The sequence below is a fragment of the Streptomyces sp. NPDC058880 genome (assembly GCF_042742535.1).
Classification (GTDB): domain Bacteria; phylum Actinomycetota; class Actinomycetes; order Streptomycetales; family Streptomycetaceae; genus Streptomyces.
In genome coordinates, this window is sequence record NZ_JBHYMC010000010.1 from 135,512 (window position 1) to 147,389 (window position 11,878).

Consider the following 11,878-nt stretch of genomic DNA (forward strand, 5'->3'; position numbering starts at 1 on the left):
CGGGGTACGGGTTCCCGCTTCCGGTCGTCCGTCCACCATCCCGGCCCGCCCCGCCCGCCGCACGCGGCGCGCCTCCGAACGGGGGGCTGGCCGTTCGGAGGCGCGGGGGGCGCTGGGGGGCGCTGGGGGCGCGGAGGGGCGCTACGCGGCGCCCACGATGCGGCCGGTGACCTCGCCGAGGCCGACGCGCGTGCCGTCCGGGCCGGGGGCCCAGGCGGTGAGGGTGACGGTGTCGCCGTCCTCCAGGAAGGTGCGCTTGCCGTCGGCGAGCTCGATGGCGTCGCGGCCGTTCCAGGTGAGCTCCAGCAGCGAGCCGCGCTGGCCGACCTCGGGGCCGCTGACCGTGCCCGAGCCGAAGACGTCACCGGTGCGCAGGGAGGCGCCGTTGACGGTCATGTGCGCGAGCTGCTGGGCGGCGGTCCAGTACATCGTCGCGAACGGCGGCTGCGCCACCTCCTGGCCGTTGAGGGCGACGGTGATGCGCAGGTCGAAGCCGCCGGGGCGGTCGACCGCGGCGTCGTCCAGGTAGGGCAGGAGCGGGAAGTCCCGGGCGGGCGGGGCGACGCGGGCGGCGTCGAGCGCCTCCAGCGGGGTGACCCAGGCGGAGACGGAGGTGGCGAAGGACTTGCCGAGGAAGGGGCCGAGCGGTACGTACTCCCAGGCCTGGATGTCCCGCGCCGACCAGTCGTTGAGCAGGAAGAGACCGAAGACGTGGTCCTCGAACGCGCCCAGCGGGACCGGGCTGCCCTGCGCGGACGGCGTGCCGACGACGAACCCGACCTCGGCCTCGATGTCGAGCTTGACGGACGGGCCGAAGACGGGGGCCGGGTCGGCGGGCGCCTTGCGCTGCCCGGAGGGCCGCACGACGTCGGTCCCGGAGACCACGACGGTGCCGGAGCGGCCGTGGTAACCGATGGGCAGGTGCTTCCAGTTGGGCGTCAGCGCGTCGCCGTCGGGGCGGAACATCATGCCGACGTTGGTGGCGTGGTGCTCGCTGGCGTAGAAGTCGACGTAGTCGGCGACCTCGTACGGCAGGTGCAGCGTGACCCCGTCCAGGGGCAGCAGGTGGGGCTCGACGGTGGGGCGGTGGCCGGGGTCGGTGACCCAGGCGGTCAGGGCGCGCCGCACGTCGCGCCAGGCGGTGCGCCCGGCGGCCAGCAGCGGGTTGAGGGAGGGCGCGCCGAGCAGCCCGGCGTACGGGGAGCCGAGCGCGATCGCTGCCGCCCCCGCGTCCAGCACGTGCCCGCCGATGCGCACGCCGATCCGCCGGCGGTCTTCGCCGGCGGTCGAGAAGACGCCGTAGGGGAGGTTGTGCGGCCCGAACGGGTCGCCCTCGGGGACATCGAGGGGGCTCTGCTGGGGCATGGGGTACTGCCTCGCTTTCGACGCGGTCCGGGGGTGTCCCGGGAAACACCGTGCGGCACACGCTACCCAGGATCCCGTGGGAAAGCTCGGGCCCCCAGTCGGATATGAAACACACAGGGGAAGGCTGGAATGGGCAGATATTGCCAATGATGGTCCTATCTGATCTTCGAGTGCGAGTTGCCGGGTTCAGGCCGTAAGGTCGGGCGCCTGGACAAGGGTTCCGGCGCCGCGCGTCGAAGCGGGAAGGTGCCGGGCGGTGGCGGCGACCTGTCGTGCTCAGAACCGGATCGTCGACTCCGCAGTGCGTCACGTGGCCGAGGGGGCGCGTGGGAGGCCGGTTTCGCGCCCTATTTGTAGGACTTGTCCACAGGGGTCCGTATCCTTGGCGCCGTGACTTCCGCGCCTCTTCCGGCCCTCCCCTATGCCTTGATCGCCACTGACCTGGACGGGACCCTGCTGCGTGCCGGCGACGGCGTCTCGGCCCGTTCCCGCGGGGCGCTCGCGGCGGCCCGTGCCGCCGGCGCCCGGCACATCATCGTCACCGGTCGCCCCGTCCCCCAGGTGCGACACGTCTTCGACGGACTGGATTACACGGGGCTCGCGGTGTGCGCCCAGGGGGCGCAGGTGTACGACGCGGCGCGCGGTCGACTGCTGCACGCCGTTTCCATGGACCGCGAGCTGGCGGAGGTGGCCCTCGGCAAGATCGAGGCGGAGATCGGCGAGGTCTACGCGGCGGTCAACCAGGAGGGCCTGGACGCGGAGATGCTGATGGGCCCGGGCTACCGGATGTGGCACCCGCACCTGCCGACGGTCCGGGTGGCCCGGCGTTCCGACCTGTGGTCGGCACCGATCAACAAGGTGCTGCTCCAGCACCCGGAACTGGACGACGACGAGCTGACGCGGGTGGCCCGCTCGGTGGTCGGGGACCTGGTGAACGTCACGATGGCGGGCGAGCACACGGTGGAACTCCAGCCGCCGGGCATCGACAAGGCCCATGGCCTGGCCCGGGCGGCCGACGTCCTGGGCATCTGCGCCACCCGGACGATCGCCTTCGGCGACATGCCGAACGACGTCCCGATGTTCGCATGGGCGGCCTGGGGGGTGGCCATGGCCAACTCCCACCCGGAACTGGTCGCGGTGGCCGACGAGCTGACCCTGTCCAACGAGGCCGACGGCATCGCGGTGGTCCTGGAGCGGCTGTTCGGCTAACCGCCACCGGGGACCCGGTCAGCCCGCCGCGCGCGGAAGGCGGCGTTCCCACGAGCGGTGGAAGACCACCTCCTCGCCCTCCCGGCAGACCAGTTCGTCCGACGTCACGAAGCCGCCCTCGTCGCAGCGGATCTCCGAGGTGGTCTCCACCCGCGCGTCCCAGCCCCGTTCCGGCCGGTGGAGCCGGATCCGCCACTGCGAGCGGGTCCGGGCCGACAGCGGGTCCCCGTCCTGGATTTCGTACACGTCAGTGGCGTCCTCGCCGTACTCCAGGCCGTCCGGGTGGACCCGGGTGCCCCCGCAGCGCGGATCCACTTCCAGCCGCCAGGTCCCGCGCGCCACGTCCCGTACGACGAGCCGCTCCGGGCGCGGCTCGTCCAGGGTGGCCGGGAAGGAGACGCCGAGCGGCTCCGCCTGTTCCGGGAGCTCGAAGACGATCCCTTCGTCCCCGGCCGGGGAGGCCGCCCGGACCGGCAGGGTCACCGAACTGCCCGCCGGGTCCAGGGTCCAGCCGGCCTCCGACCCGGCCCGCGGCCAGATCCACGGCCAGTACGCGGAGGACACCGCGAGGCGGATCCGGTGCCCCGGCGGGAAGGCGTGGCCGATGCCGTTCAGCTCGAAGGTCACGTCCTCGTACGACCCCACCGGCCAGGGGACGGCCCGGTCCCGGCCCTGGCGGGCGGACAGGTTCAGCGCGCCCCGTGTGACCAGCGTCGAGGAGCCGTCCGGGGCGACGTCGCACAGCCGGGCCACCACCTGCCCGTACGGCACGTCGAGCCGCAGTCGCAGGGTCACCGACGGCCGGCCCAGGATCTCCACCGGCTCGCCGCCGCCCACCGGGAACTCGAAGCAGGCCGATTTCGCGTCCTCCTCGCGCTGGTCCGGCGGAAGGTCGGCGTCGTTGCCGCGGGGCCGGAAGCGCCCCGCGTCCAGCCCGGTGTGCTGCGGGGAGGCCACGGTCACCGGTGCGCCCCGGAACACGTACGGCACGGGGACCACCCCCGCCGAGGGCCAGGACCCCTCGCCGACCCAGCGTCCCGGCAGCTCCTCGTACACGGTCGCGGGCGGGTGCGCTTCGCTGATCCAGGCACGCAGCAGCGGTTCGTCCATCACGCCGTTGTCGGCCCCCTTCAGCCAGTGGTCCCACCAGCGCAGGGTCTCCTGGAGGAAGCCGATGGCCGGTCCCGGCGCCCGCCCGCGGTCCGGGTACTGGTGCGGCCAGGGTCCGATCAGGCCGCGTACGCGCGCCGACGGCAGGTGCTGGACCAGCCGCAGCACGGTGTCCCGGTAGGGGTCGTGCCAGCCGCCGACCGCGAGCACGGCCGCGTCGATCGCGCCGTAGTCCTCGCGGACGCTGCCGTGGCGCCAGTAGGCGTCGCGGGTCTGGTGCGAGAGCCAGGTGTGGATCAGCGGTTCCACCGCCTCCAACCGCTCCAGCCACTGCCCGCGCCAGCCGTCGCCGGCGTACTGCGGGTCCGGCGGCCGCGAGGAGAGGGCCAGCAGGGCCGCCGCCCGCGCGTGCATGTCCACGGCGAGCACCGAGCCGCCCATGTAGTGCGCGTCGTTGTCGAAGCGGTCGTCGGTCGCGCAGACGGTGACGACGGCCTTCAGGGCCTCGGGGGCGAGAGCGGCCAGCTGGAGGGAGTTCAGCCCGCCCCAGGAGACCCCGAACATCCCCACCGAACCCGTGCACCATTCCTGGGCCGCCAGCCACTCCACCACCGCGACCCCGTCCGCGAGCTCACGGGCGTCGCACGCGTCGCCGGGCAGGCCGCCGCTGCACCCGTGCCCGCGCACGTCCACGCGTACGGAGGCGTAGCCGTGCCCCGCGTACCACGGGTGGCGCTGCCAGTCGCGCGGCGCGGTCCGGTCGGTGAGCCGGTGGGGGAGATACTCCAGCAGGGCCGGGACGGGTTCGCCGGTCGCCGGGCGCCAGATCCGGGCGTACAGCTCCACCCCGTCCGGGAGCGGGATCCGGACATCCTCGTGGGTGGTTCCGTACGGGAACTCGGTGCGGATGATCATCGGGTTCTGCCACCATTCGCCTCGGCCGCAGTTCTGGGCAAAACGCACTCTCCGGTTGTTCCGGCTCCTCCAGAACATACCGGTGCGCATCGGGCAGTGTGGGGAGGGTGGCCGGGAAGGCCCTCTCGGTGATCGAAAACAGACCCGATACGCTGGCTTGAGTGATGGCAGCGACACATCGACAATCCATGTGATCGTCAGCGTGATCGTCAGCAGACAGGAGTACCCCTCGTGACCGTCGTCGGGCCGTTCGGACTGAGCGTGCGGGACCAGGCTCTTGAGACCGATGTCCAGGCCGGACTGGCCGCCGTCGAGGCGGGTCTGCTGGAAGCCACCAAGAGCGAAGTCCCCTTCATCACCGAGGCCGCACAGCACCTCGTCCGGGCCGGAGGCAAGCGGTTCCGGCCGCTGCTCGTCATGCTGGCGTCCCGTTTCGGCGACCCCTACGCGCCCGGCGTCGTGCCGTCCGCCGTGGTCGTCGAGCTCACCCACCTGGCGACGCTCTACCACGACGACGTCATGGACGAGGCGGACGTGCGCCGCGGTGTGGCGAGCGCCAACGCCCGCTGGGGCAACTCGGTGGCCGTCCTCACGGGTGACTTCCTCTTCGCACGTGCATCGCACATCCTGGCCGACCTCGGGCCGGAGGCCGTGCGCATCCAGGCCGAGGCCTTCGAGCGGCTCGTGACGGGCCAGATCCTGGAGACGGCCGGCCCGCGGGACGGCCGTGACCCCGTCGCCCACTACCTCGACGTCATCGCAGGCAAGACCGGCTCGCTGATCGCGGTCTCCGGCCGCTTCGGCGCACTGATGTCCGGCGCCGACGAGTCGGTCGTCGACATCCTGACCCAGTACGGGGAGCGCCTCGGCACCGCCTTCCAGCTCGCCGACGATGTCCTCGACATCGCCTCCGACACCCACGAGTCCGGCAAGACCCCGGGCACCGACCTGCGCGAGGGCATCCCGACGCTGCCCGTGCTCCGGCTGCGCGAGATGGCCGCGCGGGACGGCCGGCCGGAGGACCTGGAGCTCGTCGAACTGCTCGACGGCGACCTGACCGACGACGCCCGCCACGCCGAGGCGCTCACCCGACTGCGGGCGCACCCGGCCCTGGAGCAGGCCCGCCGCGACACGGTCCGCTACGCGCAGGAGGCACGGGCCACGCTCGCGCCGCTGCCCGAGTGCTTCGCGAAGGCGGCTCTGGAGGAGCTGTGCGACGCGGTGGTGCACCGCGCCGGCTGACCGCCCACGGCGGGCGGTCGCGTCCGACGGCACCGCACGGGCCCTCCGCCCGCCGACCCCTACGGGTCGGGGGAAGAGGGCCCGTTCCGTGTCATCCCACGGTCGTACGTACGGTTGCTTCCGGGGACTGACGCCCCGACGTCGCCGATTTGGTCAGATGGAGTCATCAACCCCACCAGATCGGGTGAGCGCGGCGACATGCGGATCGCCGCCGTCGACACAGAGGGCAGGGCACTGACATGGCAGCGAACACGAAGACTTCTCGCAAGGCCGCCCGGTACGCCGTACCGGTCGCGGTGGCGGGTGTCGCCGCGGCGACCGTGGCGATGGTCCCGGCCTTCGCCAACGCCGGCGGGCCCGACCTGCCCGAGGTCACGGCGCAGCAGCTGATCGAGAAGGTCGCCGCCTCGCAGGTGGAGCAGCTGTCGGGTACGGCGAGGATCAGCACCGACCTGGGCCTGCCGAAGATCGCGTCCGGCCTGTTGGGCGGCGGCGGGGTCACGGGCGGCTCCGCCGACCCGGGGGACAAGGTCGCGCAGCTGGCGAGCGGCACGCACACCCTGCGGGTCGCGGCCGACGGCGAGGACCGCCAGAAGCTCACCTTCCTGGACGGCAAGGACGAGTACAGCCTCATCCACAACGGCGACGACGTGTGGGGCTACGACTCCAAGTCCAACGAGGTCTTCCACGAGAAGGCATCCCCGTCGGACAAGACGGCCGGCAAGGGGACGGGCAAGGAGCACAAGACCGGCGACCGGCTCAACGCCTCCCCGCAGAAGCTGGCCGAGGAGATCCTCGCGGCCGCCGGTCCCACCACGGACGTGAGCGTCGGCGAGACCGCCCAGGTGGCCGGGCGGGACGCCTACCAGCTGGTGCTCAAGCCCAAGCAGGCCGGCTCGACCGTCGGATCGGTGCAGATCGCGGTGGACGCCAGGAACGGCGTGCCGCTGCGCGTGCAGCTGCTCTCGTCCCAGGGCGGTAAGCCGATCGTGGACGCCGGCTTCACCAAGGTGGACTTCGCCAAGCCGTCCGCCGACACCTTCTCCTTCACCCCGCCCAAGGGTGCCAAGGTGACCGAGGGCGTGGACGGACACGGCAAGGGTGACAAGGACGGCGCGTTCAAGGCGCTGGAGTCCTTCCCGGGCCTGGACGGACTGGTCGGCGGTCCGGCCGGCCAGGGCGACGTGAAGGTGCTCGGCGAGGGCTGGGCCACCATCGCACGGATTGATTCGGGTTCGGGCAGGAGCCTGAAGGACCTGGAGAACGACAAGAACGCCCCGAAGGAGGCCCGGCAGTTCCTCGACTCCCTCGGGGACAAGGTCAGCGGCGGCTTCGGTGAGGGCCGGGTCATGTCGACCCGCCTGTTCAACGTCCTGGTCACCGACAACGGCAAGGTCTACGCCGGCGCCGTCACCAAGGACGCGCTGGTGAAGGCGGCCGACGCCGACAAGTAGCCGTCCCGGGAGGTGCGGCCGAGGGTGGGCAGGGACTGTGTCCCTGCCCACCCTTGCGTCGTTGGTGCTGCCCGTACAGCGCCTCCGCTGTACGGTGTTGGGCATGTCGAGACACGTCACCATCCGCCTGAACGAAGAGTTCCACGAGCGCCTCAAGGCGCGTGCGGCGGCGCTGGGGACGACGGTCACCGCGCTGATCACCGAGGTCACCGAACGCGAGCTCGACGAGGACCGGAAGAACTTCCTCTCCGGCATTGAGGAGTTCGCCGATCACTGGGGCTACTTCCAGGAGCGGTTCGGCAATTGAAGATCACCATGGAGTGGGCCTGGACCGCTCTGGCCCACCATCTCCCGTCAGATCCCGCGGTGTGGGATCCCTCCGGGGTGGCCGCCGCAGTCGCCCGGCACCAGAACGACCTGGTCCTGGTACCAGAACAGCCCGCCCCGGACACCGCGTGGCGGGCCGCCGCGTTCCTGCACACCCTGGCGGTCTGCCCGGCGCTGGAATCGCCGATGAACGAGTTCTACGCGGCCGCGGCGACCCGCTCGTACCTGCGCGTGGCCGGAGCCGCGAAGCTGCCCTCGCCGGAGGAACTCGGCGACCTGGTCGAGGCGGCGAAGCTGGGCCGCGCGGACGTCGCGGCTGTGGCCGAGGAGCTGCGGGCCCGGATGAGGGAGCCGCTGGAGGCCTCGTCCCCGGCCCGCGCCGAGGACGGCTGAGCTCCGGCGCGGTCCGGGTGGATCGCGCCGGAGCCCAGAGCGCGGCGGGACCGCCGGTCGCCCGGAGGGCCCTGCAGGGCTCCGGAAGGTCCTGGAACCTCCCGGAATCCCCTGGAACGCCCTAGAAGGTGATCTTCCAGCTGTTGATGTAGCCGACGTCCAGTGCGGCCGCGTCCCTGACCCGGAGGTTCCACGTTCCGTTCGCCACCTCGCTGGAGGCGTTGACGGTGTAGGACCCCACGATGTTGTCGGCGCTGCCGCCGGTGCGGTTGTGCAGGTTGTAGACCGAGCCGTCCGGGGCGACCAGGTCGACCACCAGGTCACCGCGGTAGGTGTGGACGATGTTCACGTCCACCTTGGTGGTGGCGGGGGCGTTGCCGGGGACTCCGGAGACCGTGATCGGCGAGTTGACCGCCGGGGCGGGGGAGTCAGGGATGTTCACGTCCGTCGTGTTCTCGAAGGACGGGCCGGGCGGAACCGGGGTCGACGCGCCCAGGTTCCATATCGCGTAGGCGATGGCGTCCGCGTTGCGGTCCAGGGCGGTGTCGTTGATGTTGGCGGTGTTGTCGCACGAGGAGTGGTAGCAGCGGTCGAAGGCCTGCCCTGCGGTGCCGCCCCACTTCTGGGCCTGCGCGGAGGTCTTGGTGCGGCTGGCCCCGGTGAACAGGCCACCGACCGGTATGCCCACGTTCTTGAAGGAGGCGTGGTCGGAGCGGCCGTCGCCCTCGGTCTCGATTTCGGTCGGCACGCCGAGGCCGGCGAAGTAGTTCTTGAAGGTCTGCTCGATCGTCGGGTCGTCGTCGTAGACGAAGTAGCCGGGGTTCGGCGAGCCGATCATGTCGAAGTTCAGGTACCCGGCGAACTTGGCCCGCTCGGCCGACGGGAGGTTGTTGACGTAGTACTTCGAGCCGACCAGGCCCAGCTCCTCCGCGCCCCACCAGCCGAAACGCAGGTGCTTGGTGGGCTGCAGCCCGGCCCGGGAGACGGCGAGGGCGGTTTCGAGGACGGCCGCGCTGCCGGAGCCGTTGTCGTTGATGCCCGCGCCCGAGGTGACGGAGTCGAGGTGCGCTCCGGACATCAGGACCGAGTTCGGGTCGCCGCCCGGCCAGTCGGCGATCAGGTTGTAGCCGGTGGCGCCGCTGGAGGTGAAGGTCTGCAGCGTCGTGGTGAAGCCCGCCGCGTCCAGCTTGGCCTTCACGTAGTCGATCGAGGCCTTGTAGCCGGCCCGGCCGTGGGCGCGGTTGCCGCCGTTGTTCGCGGCGATCGTCGACAGCTGCGACAGGTGGGCCTTGACGTTGGCCAGCGGGATGTCGGGCGGGGTCGGCGCCGCGGCGACCGCCGTGGGGGCGGCGAGTGCGGCGGGTGCGGTGGAGGCGAACAGGCCGGCAACCGCGAGAGCGGTCACGGCAGCGAGGCGCCGGGAGACGGACAGGCTCATGTGGGGGCTCCGGGATTCCGCTGGGGATATGACGGAACGAGCGAGAGAGCAGGTGAGCGTGAGTGCGTCAGTGCGTCAGTGCGTCAGTGCGGAAGTGCGAGCCTGATGGTCAGCGAGAGTATGACTATCCGTCAAGACCTCAATTCGGTCAGGGCAGTTCGGAAAACGGACGATCCCCGGTACGGAGGGTCCGTGCCGGGGATCGTGGGGTCGGAGCGTTTGCTGTTGCGGGCCCGTCGTGTGGTCGTTACGCGGGTTCGCGGGTCGGCGCCGGGGTGATCACGGGAGCCGTCTCCAGCCGGGCGCGGGAGCGCCGAGCGGTCCGCAGGGCGTCCCAGGTCAGGATCGCCAGCGCGGCCCACACCAAGGAAAAGCCCGCCCAGCGCTCGGGCGGCATGGCCTCGTGGAAGTACAGGACGCCGAGTCCGAACTGGAACACCGGGGCCATGTACTGAAGCAGTCCCAGGGTGGACAGCGGAACGCGGATGGCGGCCGCCCCGAAGAGCACCAGCGGGATCGCCGTGACCAGGCCGGTGGCGGCCAGCAGCAGCGCGTGGCCGACGCCCTGGGAGGCGAAGCTGGACCGGCCCTGGGCGCCCAGCCACAGCAGGTATCCGAGGGCCGGCAGGAACAGCATGGCCGTCTCGGCGGCCAGCGACTCCAGCCCGCCCATGTTGAGCTTCTTCTTGATCAGGCCGTAGGTCGCGAACGAGCAGGCCAGGACCAGCGAGATCCACGGCGGCCGCCCGTAGCCGACGGCGAGGACGAGCACGGCGACGAAGCTGAGGCCGACGGCCACCCACTGCGCGCGCCGCAGCCGCTCACCCAGGACCAGCACCCCCATGGCGATGCTGACCAGCGGGTTGATGAAGTAGCCGAGGCTCGACTCGACGACGTGGCCGTTGTTGACCGACCAGATGTACAGGCCCCAGTTCACGCTGATGACGGACGCGGCCAGCGCGGTCAGACCCAGCTTGCGCGGCCGGCTCAGCAGCTCGCGTATCCAGCTCCAGCGGCGCACTGCGAGCAGTGCCAGGCCGACCACGGCCAGGGACCACGTCATGCGGTGGGCGAGGATCTCGACGGCCCCGGCAGGCATCAGCAGCGGCCAGAAGAGGGGGACCAGCCCCCACATCCCGTAAGCGCCGAATCCGTAGAGCAAACCCGCGCGCTGCTCGTTCTGTGCCTTCACGGGGCCTCCTGTGCGACTTCCAGCCAACTTTGACGACGTTATCGCCGCGGGGCCCGGATGTCATGCCCGTAATCGGGAGATACTCATGACATCCCGTGTGACGTCTCGCGGGGCCGCGGCGGCGCGCCCGCCGGGAGTCCGCCGGGAGTCCGCGGGTTCAGGCCAGCGCGGCCCCGATCGCCTGGGCGACCGGGGTCGTCGGCCGCCCGATCAGCCGGGCGAGGTCTCCGCCGGTGCCGGCCAGCCGGCCGCGCGCGATCGCCGCGTCCACGTCGACGATGATCGCGGCGAACCCCTCCGGCACCCCGGCGTCCGTCAGGATCCGCAGGTGTTCGTCGGCCGGGACCTCGCTGTACGCGATCTCCTTGCCGCTCTGTGCCGAGACCTCGGCCGCGTACTCCGCGAGGCTCCACGCGGTGTCGCCGGAGAGTTCGTAGATCCGGTTCAGGTGCCCCTCGCCGGTGAGCACCGCGGCGGCGGCCGCCGCGTAGTCGGCCCGCGCCGCCGAGGCGACCCGCCCCTCGCCCGCGCTGGCCAGGACCGCCCCGTGCCCGAGCACGGTCGGCAGGTCGCGGGTGTAGTTCTCGTGGTACCAGCCGTTGCGCAGGAAGGTGAACGGGAGTCCGGAGGCGAGGACGGCCTGCTCGGTGGCGGTGTGCTCCGAGGCCAGCTCGAAGTCCGCCTCCGGGCCGCCGAGGACGCCGGTGTAGGCCAGCTGTGCCGCGCCCGCCGCCTTCGCGGCAGCGATCACGGCGGTGTGCTGCGCGACGCGCCGCCCGATCTCATTGCCGGAGATCAGCAGCACCCGGTCGCCGGGCCGGAAGGCGACGGCCAGGGCGGCCGGGTCGTCGTAGTCGGCGACGCGCACGTCGATCCCGCGTGCGGCCAGGTCGAAGGCCTTCTCCGCGCTGCGGACGACGACGGCGACGCGGTCGGCGGGGACCCGTTCCAGCAGTTCCTCGACGACGAGGCGGCCCAGGGCTCCGGTGGCTGCGGTGACGACGATGCTCATGACTGTTCACTCCTGGTCCGTGCCTTGCTTCCCGTTCCCGGGCTGTGCACTCACCGTACGGCGGACACTAACTAAACGGCAGTACCCACTTTGAAGTAAGGTACTGGCATGGGAGTGAGTGACGAGGTGGGGAGTGTGGGGGCGGCTCCGGTCGGTCTGCAGGGGCTGCCGAAGCCCGTCCAGAACGTCAACCAGCCGATGTGCCCGTCCCGGCTGGTGCT

At 71.7% G+C, this 11,878-nt stretch carries 10 protein-coding genes; 5 read left to right on the forward strand and 5 right to left on the reverse strand.

The features are described 5' to 3' along the window. Positions 1-141 precede the first annotated feature (141 nt). The gene (gene fahA / locus ACFW2G_RS08930; RefSeq protein WP_037918851.1) at positions 142-1,365 is read right to left on the reverse strand and encodes a fumarylacetoacetase; all 1,224 of its coding nucleotides are present in this window, start codon (positions 1,363-1,365) and stop codon (positions 142-144) included. A gap of 390 nt (positions 1,366-1,755) precedes the next feature. Here fahA and ACFW2G_RS08935 point away from each other — a divergent pair, with 390 nt between their 5' ends. Continuing rightward, positions 1,756-2,574 (forward strand): HAD family hydrolase, encoded by an 819-nt coding sequence (locus ACFW2G_RS08935; RefSeq protein WP_037918852.1) that lies wholly within the window; start codon positions 1,756-1,758, stop codon positions 2,572-2,574. Between the two features lie 18 nt (positions 2,575-2,592). On the opposite strand, the gene ACFW2G_RS08940 is transcribed toward ACFW2G_RS08935, so the two are convergent. Beyond that, positions 2,593-4,599 (reverse strand): CocE/NonD family hydrolase, encoded by a 2,007-nt coding sequence (locus ACFW2G_RS08940; RefSeq protein ID WP_384446387.1) that lies wholly within the window; start codon positions 4,597-4,599, stop codon positions 2,593-2,595. A gap of 231 nt (positions 4,600-4,830) precedes the next feature. Between ACFW2G_RS08940 and ACFW2G_RS08945 the strand changes: the two genes are divergently transcribed. The 4 genes from ACFW2G_RS08945 (at position 4,831) to ACFW2G_RS08960 (ending at position 8,015) form a co-directional block, all read left to right on the forward strand. After that, a complete protein-coding gene (locus ACFW2G_RS08945) occupies positions 4,831-5,841 on the forward strand; it encodes a polyprenyl synthetase family protein (protein ID WP_037918855.1) in 1,011 nt (336 codons plus the stop codon). Between the two features lie 239 nt (positions 5,842-6,080). Then, positions 6,081-7,295: an outer membrane lipoprotein carrier protein LolA gene (locus ACFW2G_RS08950; protein ID WP_384446389.1), complete on the forward strand. Its 1,215-nt coding sequence runs from the start codon at positions 6,081-6,083 to the stop codon at positions 7,293-7,295. Positions 7,296-7,398: 103 nt separating this feature from the next. After that, the gene (locus ACFW2G_RS08955; RefSeq protein ID WP_236647540.1) at positions 7,399-7,602 is read left to right on the forward strand and encodes a hypothetical protein; all 204 of its coding nucleotides are present in this window, start codon (positions 7,399-7,401) and stop codon (positions 7,600-7,602) included. After that, entirely contained in the window at positions 7,599-8,015 is a 417-nt protein-coding gene (locus tag ACFW2G_RS08960; protein WP_236647541.1) for a hypothetical protein, read from the forward strand. The genes ACFW2G_RS08955 and ACFW2G_RS08960 overlap by 4 nt, the downstream gene beginning before the upstream one ends. A 121-nt stretch (positions 8,016-8,136) precedes the next feature. Here the strand turns inward: ACFW2G_RS08960 and ACFW2G_RS08965 are convergent, their stop codons facing one another. The 3 genes from ACFW2G_RS08965 to ACFW2G_RS08975 all read right to left on the reverse strand — a co-directional run bounded on the left by ACFW2G_RS08965 (position 8,137) and on the right by ACFW2G_RS08975 (position 11,657). Continuing rightward, positions 8,137-9,453, reverse strand: a complete 1,317-nt coding sequence (locus ACFW2G_RS08965; protein ID WP_037918860.1) for a M28 family metallopeptidase — start codon at positions 9,451-9,453, stop codon at positions 8,137-8,139. Between the two features lie 247 nt (positions 9,454-9,700). Continuing rightward, positions 9,701-10,645, reverse strand: a complete 945-nt coding sequence (gene rarD / locus ACFW2G_RS08970; RefSeq protein WP_384446392.1) for an EamA family transporter RarD — start codon at positions 10,643-10,645, stop codon at positions 9,701-9,703. Positions 10,646-10,802: 157 nt separating this feature from the next. Continuing rightward, entirely contained in the window at positions 10,803-11,657 is an 855-nt protein-coding gene (locus ACFW2G_RS08975; protein WP_384582747.1) for an NAD(P)H-binding protein, read from the reverse strand. Positions 11,658-11,878: the final 221 nt, after the last annotated feature.

What these genes read in the sequence shown, in the direction of transcription:
- fahA (WP_037918851.1), bottom strand. Translation starts at nt 1,365, where the DNA reads ATGCCCCAGCAGAGCCCCCTCGATGTCCCCGAGGGCGACCCGTTCGGG.
- ACFW2G_RS08940 (WP_384446387.1), bottom strand. Translation starts at nt 4,599, where the DNA reads ATGATCATCCGCACCGAGTTCCCGTACGGAACCACCCACGAGGATGTC.
- ACFW2G_RS08950 (WP_384446389.1), top strand. Translation starts at nt 6,081, where the DNA reads ATGGCAGCGAACACGAAGACTTCTCGCAAGGCCGCCCGGTACGCCGTA.
- ACFW2G_RS08955 (WP_236647540.1), top strand. Translation starts at nt 7,399, where the DNA reads ATGTCGAGACACGTCACCATCCGCCTGAACGAAGAGTTCCACGAGCGC.
- ACFW2G_RS08965 (WP_037918860.1), bottom strand. Translation starts at nt 9,453, where the DNA reads ATGAGCCTGTCCGTCTCCCGGCGCCTCGCTGCCGTGACCGCTCTCGCG.
- ACFW2G_RS08975 (WP_384582747.1), bottom strand. Translation starts at nt 11,657, where the DNA reads ATGAGCATCGTCGTCACCGCAGCCACCGGAGCCCTGGGCCGCCTCGTC.